Below are 16773 nucleotides of genomic sequence, written 5' to 3'. Positions count from 1 at the left end.
ACTGTTATTGACATCATAATGTCAAATCAGTACATTGCTCATAGTACCATATTGACATCATAATACCACAACGAACGGAGCCCACCCATGACGCACCTGCGTCCCCTGGATCCTGACTTTCCCATCGAACGTCAGCTTGGCATCGACACCAGCCCCGTGGTGCTCGTGAATGTGTTCACGCTCGACAAGACCGACGAGCAGAGCTTCCTCCAGGTTTGGCAGGACGATGCAGCCTTCATGAAGCGGCAGCCGGGCTTCATTGCCACCCAGCTTCACCGCGCGATCGGCGATAGCCCGACATATCTGAACTATGCCGTCTGGGAATCGACGGCCCACTTCCGGGCTGCATTCACGCATCCTGAGTTCAGATCGAAAATCGCGGCCTATCCCTCATCTGCCGTCGCCTCTCCGCACCTGTTCGAAAAGGTCGCCGTGCCCGGCATCTGTGTGGCATAGCGCGCTTCGAAACGGCAGGACCCCGATGACCAGGATCATCCACCCAGTCGCGGGCGCGGTCGCGCTGACGACGATTGCGACCTTCTGGCTCTCCACGGCTCTCACCGAGCTATTTGCGTCGCACGCGAGCATAGCCACGGTGAAAATGGCCATACCCTGGGGCTTCCTGTTGCTGGTTCCGGCGTTGGCGGTGACGGGAGGCTCAGGATTTTTCCTGGCAAAGGGACGACGTGGTGGCGTGATCGGCGCGAAGATCAAGCGCATGCCGTTCATCGCCGGCAACGGCATCCTGCTTCTCATTCCTGCCGCGTTGTTTCTTGCGTTCAAGGCGAAGGCCGCGGAGTTCGACACCACGTTCTATGCGGTACAGACTCTCGAATTGTTGGCCGGCGCGATGAACATCGCTCTTCTCGGCCTCAATATGCGCGACGGCTTCAAGATGAAGAGCCGGTTCCGCGTTCGCCAGCCCGATCGCTTGCCGGTGCTCTGACGGCGCGCGCAAACCCGGCTTTCGATCGGGTCCGCCACGCTCGCAGGCGGTCCCGCCTACGCGTGCTTCTTCTTCGGCTTCACCGCCCTCGGTGTTGGCTGCGGATCGGGATTGCCCTCGATTGACGACAGACGTCCAGCCGTGAAGGTGTAGATGCCGGCGCGCGGTCCCGTGGCCCAAGTGACGACGGCAACGCGGCGACCGGCGGCGTCATTGGAGAGATTGATGTTCGATGGCGCGCCGATGCCGCGCACCACGTCGCATTCGGTATGGCCCAGCGCGACCGTACCGCCCATCGGCGCCGGAGCCGTCGTCGATGCGTTGGCATCGGCCGGCCCGGGAGGCGGCGCCATGCCGGGACAGGCGCCGTCAGCGCTGACGAGATCCTCAGCTCCGACCGGCTTGTCGGGGGTCAGCGGCGGGGATTCGATCGAGATGTTCTTGATGAACAGCCGGCTCGGCGTGTTGAACCATTGTGCGTCCTTCGACAGCAGATCGGACGCGCCCGAGCAGCCGGCGAGCAGCGGAGCCGCGGCAGCCAAAGCAACAAGAAGCGACCTGGGAAGCTTTTGATGTCGCACGATAAACCAAATTCCCCGCGTGAAGGACCAGCCCTAAGCGATTGTCCCAACATCACTTTGCGGCACGAAGGTGACAAAAGCCAGCATCGCCCGAAAAGTGCAAATTATCATTAATTGCGAAGGACCCCTAATTCCGACGCTGCCACCGGCCCCGCTCGTCGGCCTGCCAATAGGTGACATCAAATCCCCGCTCCTTGCAATCCGTCCAGGCGCTGCGGGCAAGCGCGAGTGCATCCGGATCGTCGCCGTTGAACAGCAGCACCATGCGCGCATAACCCTGCGCGTCCTGCGGCAAGGCCGCATTGTCGACCAGGAATCGGACATGGGCGCCGTTGGGATTGCCCTCCTCGATCGCCAGCACGATCGGCTGATCGGCGGCATCGTTCACGCGCCATGTCGCATGCGGCAGGAAGGAATCGTCGCGGTAGGTCCATAAATGCGCGTCGAGCGCATCGGCGCGCTCTTCCGAGGTCGACTGCACCACGACGCGCCATCCGCGCTCGAGCGATTTCTCGAGAAGCGGCGGCAACACGTTCTCCACCGTCATGTTTTGCAGATGATAGAACAGGACTTCGGTCATCTCAGATCATTTGCGCTCGTAATGGTCGGCGACGAGACGGTCGAGCAGGCGGACGCCATAGCCGCTTGCCCAGCTCTGGTTGATGTCGGTCTTCGGCGCGCCCATGGCGGTGCCGGCGATGTCGAGATGGGCCCAGGGCGTGCCATCGACGAAACGCTGCAGGAACTGCGCGGCGGTGATCGAGCCGCCATGGCGACCGCCGGTGTTCTTCATGTCGGCGAACTGGGAATCGATCAGCTTGTCGTATTCGGGACCGAGCGGCATGCGCCAGACCTTGTCGCCGCTCTCGATGCCGGCCGCCAGCAGGCGTTCGGCGAGCTCATCATTGTTGGAGAACATGCCGGCATGCTCGGTGCCGAGCGCGACCACGATCGCGCCGGTCAGTGTCGCCAGATCCACCATGAATTTCGGCTTCACCTTCTTGGCGACGTACCAGAGCACGTCGGCCAGCACGAGGCGGCCTTCCGCGTCGGTGTTGATGATCTCGATGGTCTGGCCCGACATCGAGGTGACGATGTCGCCCGGCCGCTGCGCATTGCCGTCGGGCATGTTCTCGACGAGGCCGATGGCGCCGACCACATTGACCTTGGCCTTGCGCGCGGCAAGCGCGTGCATCAGGCCGACGACGCAGGCCGCGCCTCCCATGTCGCCCTTCATGTCCTCCATGCTGCCGGCTGGCTTGATCGAGATGCCGCCGGTGTCGAAGCAGACGCCCTTGCCGACGAAGCTCACGGGCGCCTCGCCCTTCTTGCCGCCGTCCCAGCGCATGATCACGGTGCGGCTCGGCCGCGCCGAGCCCTGGCCGACGCCGAGCAGCGCGCCCATGCCGAGCTTCTGCATCGCCCTGACGTCGAGCACCTCGACCTTGACGCCGAGCTTGCGGAGCTGACTGGCGCGGCGAGCGAATTCCTCGGGGAAGAGCACGTTCGGCGGCTCGTTGACGAGGTCGCGCGCGATGATCACGCCGTCGACGACGTGGCCGGCCGAGGCAAACGCCTTCTTCGCGGCAGCGGCATCGCCGACCGCCAGCGAGATGTCGGCGCGCGAGCCGCCCTCCTCGCCGTCCTTCTTCTTCGTCTTGTAGCGGTCGAACTTGTAGGCGCGCAGGCGCAGGCCCGAGGCGATCGCGACCGCCTGCTCGCTCGTCATCGCGCCACTGGGCAGTTCCGCCATGATCGTCATGGCGGCCGCCCCGGCGGCAAGCTTGCCCGCCGCCACACCACCGAATTTGAGGAAATCGTTCGCCTTCAGGCCGGCCGCCTTGCCGGCGCCGATCACGAGCAGACGGGTGGCCTTGACCCCTTCCGGCGCCAGGATGTCGAGCGCTGCCCCGCTCTTGCCCTTGAAGGCGGCGGCGGCGGCCGCACGCTTCACGAGTTCGATAGCGCCGCCCAGCGCCTTGGCCGTCGCCGGACCAACCTTCAGACTGTCGTCGCAGAACACGACCATGATGCCACGGGCGGCGGCAGACAACGGGACAAAGCCGACCTTGATGGCATCGGACATGGGTAACTCCTTCAAAAAACTTGGTCTTTTTGCTGCTCACGGTCCCTGGCCAGGGCCGGACATGAACGGCGATTCACTGAGCCATCTGCACTATGGGCCAGCGCCCCGGCAGATGCCAAGCACCCCCCGTGGCCTCAAGGTCACAACGAGCGAAATATTAACCATATATTGAGGGTGCCACGGGGCAGCCATTTTGTTGACGGATCAAAGGGATGGTAGTGAGAGAGTGAGCTGGCGGAAGAGGCGCTGGCCAACCTTGGGGATCCCCTGATCGGGGATTGGTTGGACAGCGGAGTTTCGGCCGACATTGGGGACTTGGTGGGATTCGTGCGGTAGCGCATGGGGTCGATCGATAGGTATATCTTCCGCACGACGCTGGCGTCGTTTGCGCTGATCCTGGTCAGCCTCACTGGCGTGATCTGGATTACGCAGGCGTTGCGCGGCATCGACCTGATGACGAGCCAGGGTCAGACCATCCTCACTTTCCTGGGCATCACCAGCCTCGTCGTGCCGGCCCTGGTCCTGATCATCTCGCCGATCGCGCTGATGATCGCGATCTCGCACACGCTGAACAAGCTCGCGACCGATTCCGAGATCATCGTGATGAATGCCGCCGGCCTGTCGCCGTTCCGGCTGTTCTATCCGTTCTTTTACGCCACCTGCGTGGTGGCGCTGCTGGTTGCGTTCATAGCGGCCTATCTCGCCCCCGACGGCATGCGGCGGATCAAGCAGTGGGATGCCGAGATCACCGCGGACGTGCTCACCAACATCCTGCAGCCCGGCCGCTTCGCCCAGCTCGACAAGAACCTCACGATCCGGATTCGCGAACGCCAGCCCGGCGGCATCCTTGCCGGCATCTTCATCGACGACCGCCGCGATCCGAACGAGCGCGTCTCGATCGTCGCCGAGCACGGCGAGGTCGTGAAGAACGAGACCGGCTCGTTCCTGGTGCTGGAGACCGGCAATCTCCAGCGCTTCGAGGCGGGCAAGCGCGATCCCGCGCTGGTGGCCTTCGGCCGCTACGGCTTCGACATGTCGAAGTTCTCCAACCAGGGCCGCGACGTCACCCTCGGCATCCGCGAGCGCTATCTCTGGGAGCTGCTTGCGCCGTCCGATAACGACCCCGTCTACAAGCAGATTCCCGGCCAGTTCCGCTCGGCCCTGCATGACAGCCTGCTCGCGCCGATCTATCCCTTCGCCTTCGCCGTGCTGACCTTCGCTTTCCTCGGTGCGCCCCGCACCACCCGCCAGAGCCGTAATTTCTCGATCGGCACTTCGGTCGTTGCGGTGTTTGGCCTGCGCATGGCCGGCTTTGCCTGCTCGGTGATGGCGGTGAAGTCGCCGAGCCCGGTGCTGGTGCAATATGCGATGGTCATGGGCGCCATCGGCGTCGGGCTGTGGATGATCATCCGCGGCGTTGTGGTCGAGCCGCCCCCTGGCCTCATGGAGGCCATCAACAGGTCGAACGCGCGCATCGCGCGGCTGTTCGGACGGCCGGCCACCGCATGAGCATGCTCACCAACACACTCGGACGCTATTTCGCCGGCCGCTTCGTGGTCGCGGCGCTCGGCGTGTTCTTGGGCATTTTCCTGCTGCTGGTGCTGGTCGACTACATCGAGATGGTGCGCAAGACCTCGGGGCTGGCGTCCGCCTCGGCACTCATGGTGGCCGAGACCTCGCTGTTCAGGGTGCCGCAACTGCTGGAGAAGCTGACGCCGTTCTGCATGCTGATCGGCGCCATGACCTGCTATCTCGCCCTCTCCCGCCGGCTCGAGCTCGTGGTTGCGCGCGCCGCCGGCATCTCCGCATGGCAGTTCATCTCACCGGCGCTCGGCAGCGCGCTCCTGATCGGGGTGATCGCAACCGTCGCCTACAATCCCATGTCGGCGAATCTGCGCGAGCTCTCCAAGCGCATGGAAGCCGAGCTGTTCGGCTCGGCGCCCGGCGGCGGCATCCAGGACGCCTCCGGCTTCTGGCTCAATCAGGTGACCAGCGACGGCCAGACCATCATCAACGCCGCGCGCAGCGAGCAGCAGGGCGTCCGACTCACCGGCCTGACGCTGTTCCGCTTTGACACAGACAGTCACTTCAAGGAGCGGATCGAGGCGCGCGAGGCGACACTGGAGTCCGGCCATTGGCTGTTCAAATCCGTTCGCCGCTTCTCGCTGGACTCCCCGCCGATCGACCAGGCCACCTTGGAGATTCCAACGACGCTCACCGAGGCGCAGGTCCGCAACAGCTTTTCCACCCCCGAGACTGTGTCCTTTTGGCAACTACCGAGCTACATCCGCTCATCCGAAAGCTCAGGCTTCGCGACAGCCGGATACCGACTCCAGTATCAAAAGCTTCTGGCACAGCCGTTTTTGCTTGCGGCCATGGTGATGCTCGCGGCCTCCGTGTCGTTGCGCTTCTTCCGGATGGGCGGCGTGCAGAAGATGGTTTTGAGTGGCGTGGGCGCAGGCTTTCTGCTCTACGTTCTGTCGAAAGTGACTGAAGACTTGAGCAAGGCTGAGTTGATGCATCCGATCGCTGCGGCGTGGTTGCCCGTAGTGGTGGGCGGCCTCACCGGCTTTTTGGCCTTGTTGTACCAGGAGGACGGTTAGTGACTGCCGTCCATCGAGGACCCGTGTCTCGTTTGACGCGCCGCATCGTGATGCGCGCGAACGGGTCCGGCTTGTCTCTTCGCAGGCTCATGATGGCTGTCGCTGCCGTGGCATCGCTCGGCGCGCTGATCGATGTTGCCGCCGTGGCCCCCGCCTCGGCCCAGAGCTTCACCTATAATCCGCTGCCGCCGCGTCCGAAGCCGCCGAAAGCAGCCAACGACAACCAGATGCTGGTTCAGGCGACCGAGGTCGACTACGACTACAACAATTCGCGCGTCTCCGCGGTCGGTAACGTCCAGCTGTTCTACAACGGCACCAGCGTCGAGGCCGACAAGGTCATCTACGACCAGAAGACCAAGCGGCTGCATGCCGAAGGCAACATCCGCATGACGGATGCTGACGGCAAGATCACCTATGCCGAGATCATGGATCTCTCCGACGATTACCGCGACGGTTTCGTCGATTCGCTGCGTGTGGACACCGCCGACCAGACCCGCATGGCCGCGAGCCGCGCCGACCGCTCCAGCGGCAATTACACGGTGTTCGAGAACGGCGTCTACACGGCCTGCGCGCCGTGTAAGGACGATCCGAAAAAGCCGCCGCTGTGGCAGGTCAAGGGTGCGCGCATCATCCACGACCAGCAGGAGAAGATGCTGTATTTCGAGACGGCGCAGATCGAATTCTTCGGTGTGCCGCTCGCCTACATGCCCTATTTCTCGACGCCCGACCCGACCGTGAAGCGCAAGAGCGGCTTCCTGATGCCGGGCTATGTTTCCGGCACGTCGAACACGGGTTATGGCGTCGAGGTTCCCTATTATTGGGCGATCGCGCCCGACATGGACGCGACCATCAACCCCCGCTTCTTGTCGCGGCAAGGCGTGCTGCTGCAGGGAGAATTCCGGCAGCGCCTGATCGACGGCGCCTACCAGATCCGCGCCTATGGCATCGACCAGCTCGATCCCGGCGCGTTTGCCGGGCAGCCGGGCGACAAGCAGTTCCGCGGCGCCGTCGACACCAAGGGTCAGTTCGCGCTGAACGACAAATGGGTCTGGGGTTGGGACGGCGTCCTGATGTCCGACTACTATTTCTTCTCGGACTACCGGCTCTACCAGTACCGCGATCCGCTCGGCTCGTTCCTGCTGCTGCCGACGGAGGCGCTGTCGCAGCTCTATCTGACCGGCGTCGGCAACCGCAGCTTCTTCGACGCGCGCACGATGTACTGGCTGAGCTATTCGGGTAACCAGAGCCAGGTGCCGATCGTCTATCCGGTGATCGACTACTCCAACGTGCTCAACTACCCGGTGTTCGGCGGCGAGTTCAGCTACAAGACCAATTTCGTGAACCTGTCGCGTGACCAGGCGGTGTTCGATCCGATCACCACGATCGCGAACACCAACAGCCTGTGCACGACGGCGTCGGCCGATCCGCTCGCCCGCACGCCGTCACAGTGCCTGCTGCGCGGCTTCCCCGGCACCTACACCCGCCTCACGGCCGAGGCGCAGTGGCGCAAATCCTTTACCGATCCGCTCGGCCAGATCTGGACGCCGTTCGCCAGCCTGCGCGCCGACGCGATCAACTCCTCGGTCTCCAACCAGCCGGGCGTGTCGAACTATCTTCCCATCGGCGACACCCAGGCGTTCCGCCTGATGCCGACCGTGGGCCTGGAATACCGCTACCCCTTCATCAACGTTCAGCCCTGGGGCTCGACCACCGTCGAGCCGATCGCGCAGATCATCATCCGGCCGAACGAGACCTATGCAGGCAAGCTCCCGAACGAGGACGCCCAGAGCATGGTGTTCGACGCCTCGAACCTGTTCAGCGTCGACAAGTTCTCCGGCTACGACCGCGTCGAGGGCGGCGGCCGCGCCAATGTCGGCGTGCAGTCCACCACGCAGTTCGACAAGGGCGGCGCCGTCAAGGCCCTGTTCGGCCAGTCCTACCAGCTGTTCGGCATGAACTCGTTCGCGGTCCAGGACCCCATCAATACCGGCCTCAATTCCGGCCTGGACAAGCCGCGTTCCGATTACGTCGCGAGCGCCAGCTACTCGCCCAACAGCACCTACACGTTCAGCGTCCGCTCCCGCATGGACGAGCAGACCTGGAACGTGCAGCGCTTCGAGGCGGAAGGCCGCGCCAACTTCAATCGCTGGGCGGTCAGCGTGCTGTACGGCAGTTACGCGGCGCAGCCGGAGCTTGGCTATCTGACCCGCCGCGAGGGCATCCTGACCTCGGGCTCCATAAAGGTTGCGACCAACTGGGTGGTGTCGGGCTCGGCGCGGTGGGACCTCGAGGCCAACAAGATCAACCAGTATGTGCTTGGTGCCGGCTATGTCGACGATTGCTTCGTGCTGGCGGCGAACTACGTAACTTCGTATAGCTATTCGGCGGGCACCGCGCCGCCCGTGCTGAGCCATGCGTTCATGTTCCAGATCGGCCTGCGCACGCTGGCGACCTCGTCGACGACCAGCAGTTCCGCCGGCCTCCAGTGAACGGTTTGAAGTGCCGGCCGCGCTTGCCCCCATCACAGGCTCGACGCGGCTGACATGCGAGCGACAATCATGACGACCCCATTGCCCGTCTTCCGCCTCCTCCTCGCCATCGCTGCCGGACTGGTCCTGACCGGACTGCCCTCGCCGTCGCGCGCGCAGAACATCGTCGTCATGGTCAACGGCGACCCGATCACCGATTTCGACATCGAGCAGCGCTCCAAGCTCGACCAGCTGACGACGCAGAAGACCCCGAGCCGGCAGGAGGTCATCAACGAGCTGATCGACGACAAGGTGAAGATGAAGGAGGGCAAGAAGTACGGGGTCGACCCCGGCATCTCCGACATCAACCAGTCCTACGAAGGCATGGCGCAGCGCATGCGCATCACGCCGGACCAGCTCACCAAGTCGCTCGAATCCAAAGGCGTCCGTCCCGAGACGCTGAAGGGCCGCATGAAGGCCGAGATGGTCTGGACCAGCCTGGTGCGCGGCCGCTTCAAGGAGAAGCTGCTGGTCGGCGAGCGCGACGTCGCGCAGGCCGTGCAGGCCCAGACCGGCGACAAGCTCCAGATCGAAGGCACCGAATACAAGATGCAGCCGATCGTGCTGATCGTGCCGCGCGGCTCGTCCGCGGCGTTCCTGGAAACACGCAAGAAGGAAGCCGAGAGCTATCGCGCGCGCGTCGGAAGCTGCGAGGAAGCCAACTCGCTGTTCCGCTCGACGCCGAACGCCACCATCCGCGACAGCGTCACCAAGACTACCGCAGAGCTGCCGGAAGCGCTGCGCAAGGTGCTCGACGACACCCCGATCGGCCATTTGACCGCGCCCGAGATGACCAAGAACGGCATCGAGATGGTGGTGCTGTGCTCGCGCAAGCCGACCATGATCGACACGCCGAAGAAGCGCGAGGTCCGCGAGAAGATGTATCAGGAGAAGTACGAGAAGACCCAGAAGGCCTATCTCGACGAGCTCCGCAAGGCGGCGATGATCGAATATCGCAACCGCTGATGGCCAATCGCGCAGCCAAACCGCATAGCCTTCCCCTTGCCCTGACCCTGGGAGAGCCCGCCGGCATCGGCCCCGACATCACGATCGCAGCCTGGCTCCGGCGCCGTGAACTGAACCTGCCCGCCTTCTATCTGCTCGGCGACGAGGCGCTGATCGCCCGGCGCGCCAAGGCGCTCGCCGCCGCGCTGGGGGCCGACGTCAGGACCGCGGCGGTGAGCCCCGGCGAGTCCGCTTCCGCCTTCACCGATGCCCTCCCCGTGGTCGCCACCGGCGAGCGCGCGACCGCCGAGCCCGGCAAGCCCGACGCATCGAGCGCGCCGGCCGCGCTCGCCTCGATCCGGCAGGCGGTCACCGATGTCCGCGAGGGCCGCGCCGGCGCCGTCGTCACCAATCCGATCGCCAAGAGCGTGCTCTACCGCTCAGGCTTCCGTCATCCCGGCCACACCGAATTCCTCGCCGAGCTCGCCGCGGAAGGCGGCCGCGTGCCGCAGCCGGTGATGATGCTGTGGTCGCCTCGGCTTGCCGTGGTGCCCGTGACCATCCACGTCTCGATTCGCGATGCGCTGGCAGAGCTCACCAGCGAGCTGATCGTCTCGACCGTGCGCATCGTCGCAGCCGAGCTGAAATCGCGCTTCGGCATCGCGCAGCCGCGTATCGCGGTCTCCGGCCTCAATCCGCATGCCGGCGAGGACGGCTCGCTCGGTCACGAGGAGCAGACGATCATCGCCCCGGCGCTTAAGGTGTTGCGTGGCGACGGCATCGAGACCAGGGGGCCGCTGCCCGCCGACACCATGTTCCACGAGGCCGCGCGCAGCACCTATGACTGCGCAATCTGCATGTATCACGACCAGGCGCTGATCCCGATCAAGACCGTCGCCTTCGACGACGCCGTCAACGTCACGCTCGGCCTGCCCTTCATCCGCACCTCACCCGATCACGGCACCGCCTTCGACATCGCCGGCACCGGCAAGGCCAATCCGGCCAGCCTGATCGCGGCGCTTCAGCTGGCCAGCCGCATGGCGGCTTCGCAAAGCCGATGAGCGCGATCGACGACCTCCCGCCGCTCCGCGAGGTCATTCGCCAGCACGCGCTGTCGGCGCGCAAATCGCTCGGCCAGAATTTCCTGCTCGACCTCAATCTCACCGCCCGCATCGCGCGCGCCGCAGCACCGCTCGACGATTCCACGATCGTCGAGATCGGCCCCGGCCCGGGCGGGCTGACACGCGCGCTGCTTGCGCTCGGCGCGAAGCGCGTCATCGCCATCGAGCATGACGAGCGGGCGATCCCGGCCTTGCAGGATATTTCCGCGCGCTATCCTGACAGGCTCGAGATCGTGCATGGCGATGCCATGACCTTCGATCCCCGCCCGCTGCTCAATGGCGAACGCGCGAAGATCGTCGCCAACCTGCCCTACAACATCGCGACCCAGCTCCTGATCGGCTGGCTCACCACCGAGCCCTGGCCGCCCTGGTACGATATGATGGTGCTGATGTTCCAGCGCGAGGTCGGCGAGCGCATCGTCGCGCGCGAGGACGAGGAGGCCTATGGCCGGCTCGGCGTGCTCGCCAATTGGCGCTGCGAGACCAAGATCCTGTTCGACATTGCGCCGTCCGCCTTCGTGCCGCCGCCGAAGGTCACCTCCTCCGTCGTGCGCCTCACGCCGCGCGCCGAGCCTCTCCCTTGCGATCGCAGGCTGCTCGAACAGGTCGCCGCCGCCGCCTTCGGTCAGCGCCGGAAAATGTTGCGGCAGAGCCTGAAATCGCTCGGCGCCGATCCGGCGCGGCTCGCCGCCGCCGCCGGCGTCGATGCGACGCGTCGCGCGGAGACCATTCCGATATCCGGCTTTGTTGCCATGGCCTGTGAATTGGCCAATATACGAACCGAAGAAGCATGATCCGGAAAAGTGTGAAGCGGTTTTCCGAACGAGATCATGCTCAAACAATGAGATAATTTCGGAGGAAGAAATATGGCGTTGATGCGTCGGCAGTCCCTGGTCAAGTTCGATGCGCCGCTGTGCGAGACCATCGTCGACACGCCCAAGCCGAAAGGCGCCGAAGTGCTGGTGCGCATCGAGCGTTGCGGCCTCTGCCATTCCGACCTGCACATCCAGGACGGCTACGCCGATCTCGGCGGCGGCAAGAAGCTCGACACCACGCGCGGCATGACGCTGCCCTTCACGCTCGGCCACGAGATCGCAGGTGTCGTCGACGAAGTCGGCCCCGACGTGCCGGCCGGCCTCATTGGCGCGAAGAAGGCCGTCTTCCCCTGGATCGGCTGCGGCCAGTGCCGCGACTGCGCCAATGGCGACGAGAATCTCTGCGTGAAGCAGCGCTTCCTCGGCGTCTCCATCGATGGCGGCTTCGCCACCCACGTGCTGGTGCCCGACGCGAAATATCTGCTCGACTACGATCCCCTGCCCGTCAACCAGGCCGCGACCTTGATGTGCTCCGGCGTCACCGCCTATGGCGCGCTCAAGCGCCTGGTCGACCGCCCGCGCCAACGCAACCTGCTGCTGATCGGTCTCGGCGGCGTCGGCATGATGGGCCTGTCGTTCGCGCAGGCGATGTTCAAGCAGCCGATCACGGTCGCCGACCTCTCGCCGGCCGCGCGCGAGACCGCGCTGAACAACGGCGCCGCCAATGCCTATGATCCGTCCGAGCCCGACGTGATCAAGCGCATCCTGAAGGAGACCGAAGGCGGCTTCGACGAGATCGTCGATTTCGCCGGCAACGAGAAGTCGATGGCCTTCGCGGTCGCGGTCGCCGCGCGCGGCGGCAAGATCGTGGTCTCCGGCCTGATGGGCGGCCAGTTCACATTGCCGATGGTGCAATGGGTCTACAAGCGCATGACCATCGAGGGTTTCATGGTCGGAACGCTCAACGAGGCCCAGGAGCTGATGGCGCTGGCGCGCGCCGGCAAGATCAAGCCGACGCCGATGCGCGAGGAGCCGATGGGCGATGTCCAGAAATGGATCGACCAGCTTCGTGCCGGCAAGGTCGTCGGCCGCATCGTGCTGAAGAACTGAGCCGCGCGCAGCGGGCCCGACGCAAGTTGGGCCCGCGTGACGGAACGCCTGCGGCCCCGCCGCGTTGGCAGCGCATGTCCATTCGCTGCACCGTCGAAAGCGCATTCTTCATCGCCTGGAGCTGCCTGGAGCAGAGCGGCGAGCTCGGCCCGCCAGACGAGAGCGCCAACGTCATTCTCGACGCCATCGAAGGTCAGCTCAAAACCGGCGAACGCCGGCAGCTGATGCTCGCCAACAAGGCGATCGACGCCTATCGCGCGCACGCGGCGATGCGCCGATCCTCGTGGGATCGCGAAGCACGCTTCGGCTGATGATCTTCGCCGCCCCTCGGGCCGCCGGCCCGGCGGCGTTTTGGCGGATTGAGGCCAGCGGTCCTCGGGCAAAGCGCACGAAGTACGGCGCTCGGCGCCACACGCTACGCCAATCCGCAAGCCCGCTATGTTCACTCCTGAACAGACCTCGCCAGATCAACGCTGCCGGGCAGCGCACGCATGCAGCCTCGCTCCCAACCTTCCGGAAGTCCGCAAAGACCGCGCGCCAGCATCTCAACTATGCAACGGCCGCTTGTGTGCACTTTGGAACCGTCGGTTCCGCCATGGAAACGTAGGGTTCTGGCTGGCGCCGATTCCCGGCCAGCCCAGAGACGCAACTGTGACCGGTCGGCCCCCGAACGATCTGCTCCGGCAGCTCACCCACCAGGATTTCGAATTGCTCGCGCCTCACCTTCAGCCGGTCGAACTCGCGGCGAGCCACGTTCTGCATCACGCCGGCGACGACGTGGCGGCGGTGCATTTTCCCTGCGGTCCCGCACTCGTGTCGTTCGCCGTGCCGGTCGAGGACGATCGCGAGGTCGAAAGCCTGCTGGTGGGCCGCGAGGGTGCGGTGGGCATTGCCGCAGGCCGCAACCCTTCGCTGGCTTATTCACGCATCGTCGTGAAGCTGGGCGGCAGCCTCGTCCGTCTGCCGCTGCGCGCGCTTGAGCAGGCACAGCAGCGGTCAGCCACGCTCCACGAGGTCTTTTCGCGCTACGCCGACTGCCAATTCGCGCAGCTGCTGCAGACGGCGGCCTGCAACGCGGCGCATTCGATCGAGCAGCGCGCCGCCAAGTGGATCATCTCCGCGAAGGAGAGTATCGGCGGCGCCGAGATCCCCCTCACCCACGAGCAGCTCGCCGGCATGCTCGGCGTCTCCCGCAGCTATGCCAGCCGCGTCATCCAGATGTTCAAGGCAAGGCGCATCCTCGCGACCCGCCGCGGCGCCATCCTGATCCTCGACGGGACAGCGCTCGAAGCCAGAGCCTGCTGCTGCAATGATTGGGTGAGGAAGCACTTTGACGAGGTGCTGGGCGGAGCGTCACCTGCCGATGGCTAAAGCGCGATGCGATCAGGATGCATCGTCATCCCGCTTTAGGTTGTTGTTCAATCATGATCTTTTCGGAAAACCGCTGCGCACTTTTCCGGATTATGCTCTAGCATCTTTGCGGCCTCACCCCTCCGGTGGCGACTGGCGTTTCAGATGCAGATAGGCCGGGCTGAAATCGCCGAGCCGCTGCAGCTCGCGCCATTTCAGGACGATGAGCTCCCCGTCGCGCAGATCCATGGTGCCGCCCCGCCTGAGGTCAGCGAGCGTCCGGTTCACGGTCGCGATCGCCATGCCGAGCGTCTCGCCGAGCTGCACCAGGCTGATGGGCAGGCGGAAGCGATTGCCGCGGACGAGCTGCGCGGCGCGGGCGCGGTAGAACAGTTCGCAGAATAGGTGCGCCATACGCGCCTGCATCGGCCGGGCGCTGTTGTTGGTGATGGCCTCGCGAAAGATCGAGGCATCGAGCAGCGTCTCGCGCCAGACCGAGAGCGCGAAAGTGGGCCGGCGCCGGAAGGCTATGAACAATTCGCGATGCGGGATGAAGGCGACCGAGGCGTGCCCGAGCGCGGAGAGCCCATGGTCCATCTGGTCGATGAACAGCCCCTGGGAGTCCGGGAGGTCACCGGAGATATGGAACGCGAGATATTGCCGTCCCCCGCTGCCGAGCAGATGGTAACGCGCCACCATGCCGGAGACGACCAGCGCCGAATGTTCAGGCTCCTCGCCCTGGCGGATGAAATCCTCGTTGGGCGCGACATCGCGCTGCGTGAAGGTGAGCGCGCGGATCTCGTCGAGATCCTCCCCGGTGAGCGCGGTGTGCTCGCTCAGGTTCCGGATCAGCACGTCGTGGGCTTTTTCCATGAGACCATCAAAAATCGCGCCGGATCTATCAAATGATACTTCTGGCCCTGGTTCAGCGGACTAGAACGCGAGACGGACGCACTGGTTGCTAATCCGTTTGCGATCATTCGGGTCGCACTCACACCATCACCTCGACCACCAACCGAGCCCGCCCTTCTCATGAGTCCTACGACGATCCTGGAGCGCATCCGCGGCCTGTTCGCATCCGATACCAGCGAACACCTCGACTGCATCAGCGATGCCTTCAAGAACGGCACGCTGCGCGAGCCGGCGCATCCGATGTCGGATCAGGAACTCGCCCACGCCATCCGCGAGTTCCGCAGCACTGAGGTCTCCGACTGGACCATCGCAAAGCTCTCGCGGCGCTTCATCGACGCGCCGCGAGAGGGCTGAAGCGCGCCACGAGACTCATGCCGCATCCGAAGTTCATCGCGCGTCTCCAGGCCATCGAAGGCCTGTCCGAGGACGAACGCCAGCAGATCGCGGGCCTGCCGTCCACGCTACGCCAGGTCGCGGACGGCGAGATCGTGCTGCGTCAGGGCGAGGCCGCCTCGCGCTGCGTCTTCGTCGTCAGCGGCTTTCTCTACCAGGCCCGCATCGTCGGCGATCGCAGCCAGATCCTCGCGTTCCACGTTCCCGGCGACATGCCCTGCCTGCACACGCTCCTGGTCACGCCGATGGATGCGGATCTCGTCGGCCTCGGCCCGACCATCGTCGGCTACGTCGGGCACAGCCAGCTCCGTCAGCTGCTCGACGGCTCTATCCATCTGACCCGCGCGTTCTGGCGCGAGACGCTGATCGATGCGGCGATCTCGCGGCAATGGATCGCCCGCCTCGGCGCGCAGGCGGCCCTGCCGAAGGTCGCGCATCTGATCTGCGAGCTCGCGGCGCGGCTGGAGATCGTCGGCCTTCTCAAGGACGCCTGTTTCCAGATGCCGATGACGCAGCGCCACGTCGCCGATGCCTGTGGCCTGTCGATCGTGCACGTCAACCGCACCATTCAAGAACTACGGCATCGCGGGTTGATCGCATGGGAGGGCAGCGAGATCGAGCTGCTGCAGCCTGAAGAATTGCGCAGGCTTGCCGATTTCACGCCCGACTATCTGACCTGAGCGCGGAGGGCGAGCGCAGAGGATGGGTGAGCGGACCGCTCTCCCTCGCGTCACGATCGCGGCCGCGCGGTCCGCCATGATGTGAACAGCGGACCACCGCGGCCGAGGACGGGATCCGTCTTCGGCCTGCGGACCTTGGCGATGCGCTTGACGGCATCGGGACGCTCGCGCGTGTCGGTGCACTCGTCGTACGTCCCGTCCTGCGGATACGCTCCGACGACCCCAAAGTCCCGGCTGGACTCGATCAGCCTGTGTCCGGTGCCGGCGGGCAGCACCAGAACGTCGCCGGCTTTCACGCGGAGGACGCGTCCCTTGACCCCGCCGCACTCAAGCCTGGCCGTGCCGCGCGCCACGCCCATCACTTCGTGGACCTGCGAATGATAATGGACGAAGTCATACACGGTGTCCCGCCACGACCGGCCCCAGCCGTTTGTATCGAACAGCGTGTCGATGATGACCTCAGGGGGATAGCGCCTGGACTTCAGATTGACCGCGCCGCGATAGAGCAACACCGGAAAACGCGGATTGTTCGGCACGATGCCATCGTCGCGAAAACGGATGGCTGCCGGCTTCCGGGCCCGCACCAGCGCCCGCAGCGTTGCCGCATCGGGATGCTCCTCCACGAGCTTCTTGGCGAGATTCTTGATCTGGTCCTTGATCGGCATGGCCTGTCCTCAGCCACGGTTCAACGACGCTGGAGGTG

The 16773-nt window shown here is 64.8% G+C and carries 18 protein-coding genes; 13 read left to right on the top strand and 5 right to left on the bottom strand.

Annotated features, from left to right (window positions below; genetic code table 11):
• The first annotated feature begins 87 nt into the window (after positions 1–87).
• The gene (locus BM190_RS06660; protein ID WP_092252934.1) at positions 88–456 is read left to right on the top strand and encodes an antibiotic biosynthesis monooxygenase family protein; all 369 of its coding nucleotides are present in this window, start codon (positions 88–90) and stop codon (positions 454–456) included.
• A 25-nt stretch (positions 457–481) separates the two neighbouring features.
• Positions 482–946, top strand: a complete 465-nt coding sequence (locus BM190_RS06655; RefSeq protein WP_092252932.1) for a hypothetical protein — start codon at positions 482–484, stop codon at positions 944–946.
• Positions 947–1002: 56 nt separating this feature from the next.
• Here BM190_RS06655 and BM190_RS06650 read toward each other — a convergent pair whose 3' ends face one another.
• The 3 genes from BM190_RS06650 to BM190_RS06640 all read right to left on the bottom strand — a co-directional run bounded on the left by BM190_RS06650 (position 1003) and on the right by BM190_RS06640 (position 3613).
• Positions 1003–1488, bottom strand: coding sequence for a hypothetical protein (locus tag BM190_RS06650; protein ID WP_177236944.1), 486 nt, complete (start codon positions 1486–1488; stop codon positions 1003–1005).
• A gap of 166 nt (positions 1489–1654) precedes the next feature.
• Positions 1655–2107, bottom strand: a complete 453-nt coding sequence (locus tag BM190_RS06645; RefSeq protein ID WP_018317550.1) for a DNA polymerase III subunit chi — start codon at positions 2105–2107, stop codon at positions 1655–1657.
• 6 nt (positions 2108–2113) lie between these two features.
• On the bottom strand, positions 2114–3613 hold the full coding sequence (locus BM190_RS06640; RefSeq protein WP_092252928.1) for a leucyl aminopeptidase: 1500 nt from the start codon (positions 3611–3613) through the stop codon (positions 2114–2116).
• 339 nt (positions 3614–3952) lie between these two features.
• Between BM190_RS06640 and lptF the strand changes: the two genes are divergently transcribed.
• The 9 genes from lptF to BM190_RS06595 all read left to right on the top strand — a co-directional run bounded on the left by lptF (position 3953) and on the right by BM190_RS06595 (position 14106).
• Positions 3953–5122, top strand: a complete 1170-nt coding sequence (gene lptF / locus BM190_RS06635; RefSeq protein ID WP_092252926.1) for an LPS export ABC transporter permease LptF — start codon at positions 3953–3955, stop codon at positions 5120–5122.
• Positions 5119–6216: an LPS export ABC transporter permease LptG gene (lptG, locus tag BM190_RS06630; RefSeq protein WP_018317553.1), complete on the top strand. Its 1098-nt coding sequence runs from the start codon at positions 5119–5121 to the stop codon at positions 6214–6216. Before lptF ends, lptG begins: the two co-directional genes overlap by 4 nt.
• The gene (locus BM190_RS06625; protein WP_026201870.1) at positions 6216–8705 is read left to right on the top strand and encodes an LPS-assembly protein LptD; all 2490 of its coding nucleotides are present in this window, start codon (positions 6216–6218) and stop codon (positions 8703–8705) included. The genes lptG and BM190_RS06625 overlap by 1 nt, the downstream gene beginning before the upstream one ends.
• A gap of 69 nt (positions 8706–8774) precedes the next feature.
• A complete protein-coding gene (locus BM190_RS06620; RefSeq protein WP_177236934.1) occupies positions 8775–9710 on the top strand; it encodes a SurA N-terminal domain-containing protein in 936 nt (311 codons plus the stop codon).
• Positions 9710–10750 carry a 4-hydroxythreonine-4-phosphate dehydrogenase PdxA gene (gene pdxA / locus BM190_RS06615; RefSeq protein ID WP_092252921.1) on the top strand — a complete coding sequence of 347 codons (1041 nt, stop codon included), beginning with the start codon at positions 9710–9712 and terminating at the stop codon, positions 10748–10750. Before BM190_RS06620 ends, pdxA begins: the two co-directional genes overlap by 1 nt.
• Positions 10747–11604 (top strand): 16S rRNA (adenine(1518)-N(6)/adenine(1519)-N(6))-dimethyltransferase RsmA, encoded by an 858-nt coding sequence (gene rsmA / locus BM190_RS06610; protein ID WP_092252919.1) that lies wholly within the window; start codon positions 10747–10749, stop codon positions 11602–11604. The genes pdxA and rsmA overlap by 4 nt, the downstream gene beginning before the upstream one ends.
• Positions 11605–11676: 72 nt before the next feature.
• The gene (locus BM190_RS06605) at positions 11677–12735 is read left to right on the top strand and encodes an alcohol dehydrogenase (RefSeq protein WP_092252917.1); all 1059 of its coding nucleotides are present in this window, start codon (positions 11677–11679) and stop codon (positions 12733–12735) included.
• Between the two features lie 74 nt (positions 12736–12809).
• Positions 12810–13046, top strand: coding sequence for a hypothetical protein (locus tag BM190_RS06600; protein ID WP_092252915.1), 237 nt, complete (start codon positions 12810–12812; stop codon positions 13044–13046).
• 340 nt (positions 13047–13386) lie between these two features.
• On the top strand, positions 13387–14106 hold the full coding sequence (locus BM190_RS06595) for a Crp/Fnr family transcriptional regulator (protein ID WP_092252913.1): 720 nt from the start codon (positions 13387–13389) through the stop codon (positions 14104–14106).
• 114 nt (positions 14107–14220) lie between these two features.
• Here the strand turns inward: BM190_RS06595 and BM190_RS06590 are convergent, their stop codons facing one another.
• Positions 14221–14958, bottom strand: a complete 738-nt coding sequence (locus tag BM190_RS06590) for a Crp/Fnr family transcriptional regulator (RefSeq protein WP_018317561.1) — start codon at positions 14956–14958, stop codon at positions 14221–14223.
• A gap of 159 nt (positions 14959–15117) precedes the next feature.
• Between BM190_RS06590 and BM190_RS06585 the strand changes: the two genes are divergently transcribed.
• On the top strand, positions 15118–15351 hold the full coding sequence (locus BM190_RS06585) for a hypothetical protein (RefSeq protein ID WP_092252911.1): 234 nt from the start codon (positions 15118–15120) through the stop codon (positions 15349–15351).
• A 17-nt stretch (positions 15352–15368) separates the two neighbouring features.
• On the top strand, positions 15369–16070 hold the full coding sequence (locus tag BM190_RS06580; RefSeq protein WP_092252909.1) for a Crp/Fnr family transcriptional regulator: 702 nt from the start codon (positions 15369–15371) through the stop codon (positions 16068–16070).
• Positions 16071–16120: 50 nt separating this feature from the next.
• On the opposite strand, the gene BM190_RS06575 is transcribed toward BM190_RS06580, so the two are convergent.
• The gene (locus tag BM190_RS06575; protein ID WP_092252907.1) at positions 16121–16735 is read right to left on the bottom strand and encodes a cupin domain-containing protein; all 615 of its coding nucleotides are present in this window, start codon (positions 16733–16735) and stop codon (positions 16121–16123) included.
• Between the last annotated feature and the right edge of the window lie 38 nt (positions 16736–16773).

Origin of the sequence: Bradyrhizobium sp. Rc3b (assembly GCF_900114915.1) — a bacterium.
Lineage (GTDB): Bacteria > Pseudomonadota > Alphaproteobacteria > Rhizobiales > Xanthobacteraceae > Bradyrhizobium.
The sequence above is the reverse complement of the archived record's forward strand: the minus strand, read 5'-3'. Positions and strand labels throughout refer to the sequence as shown.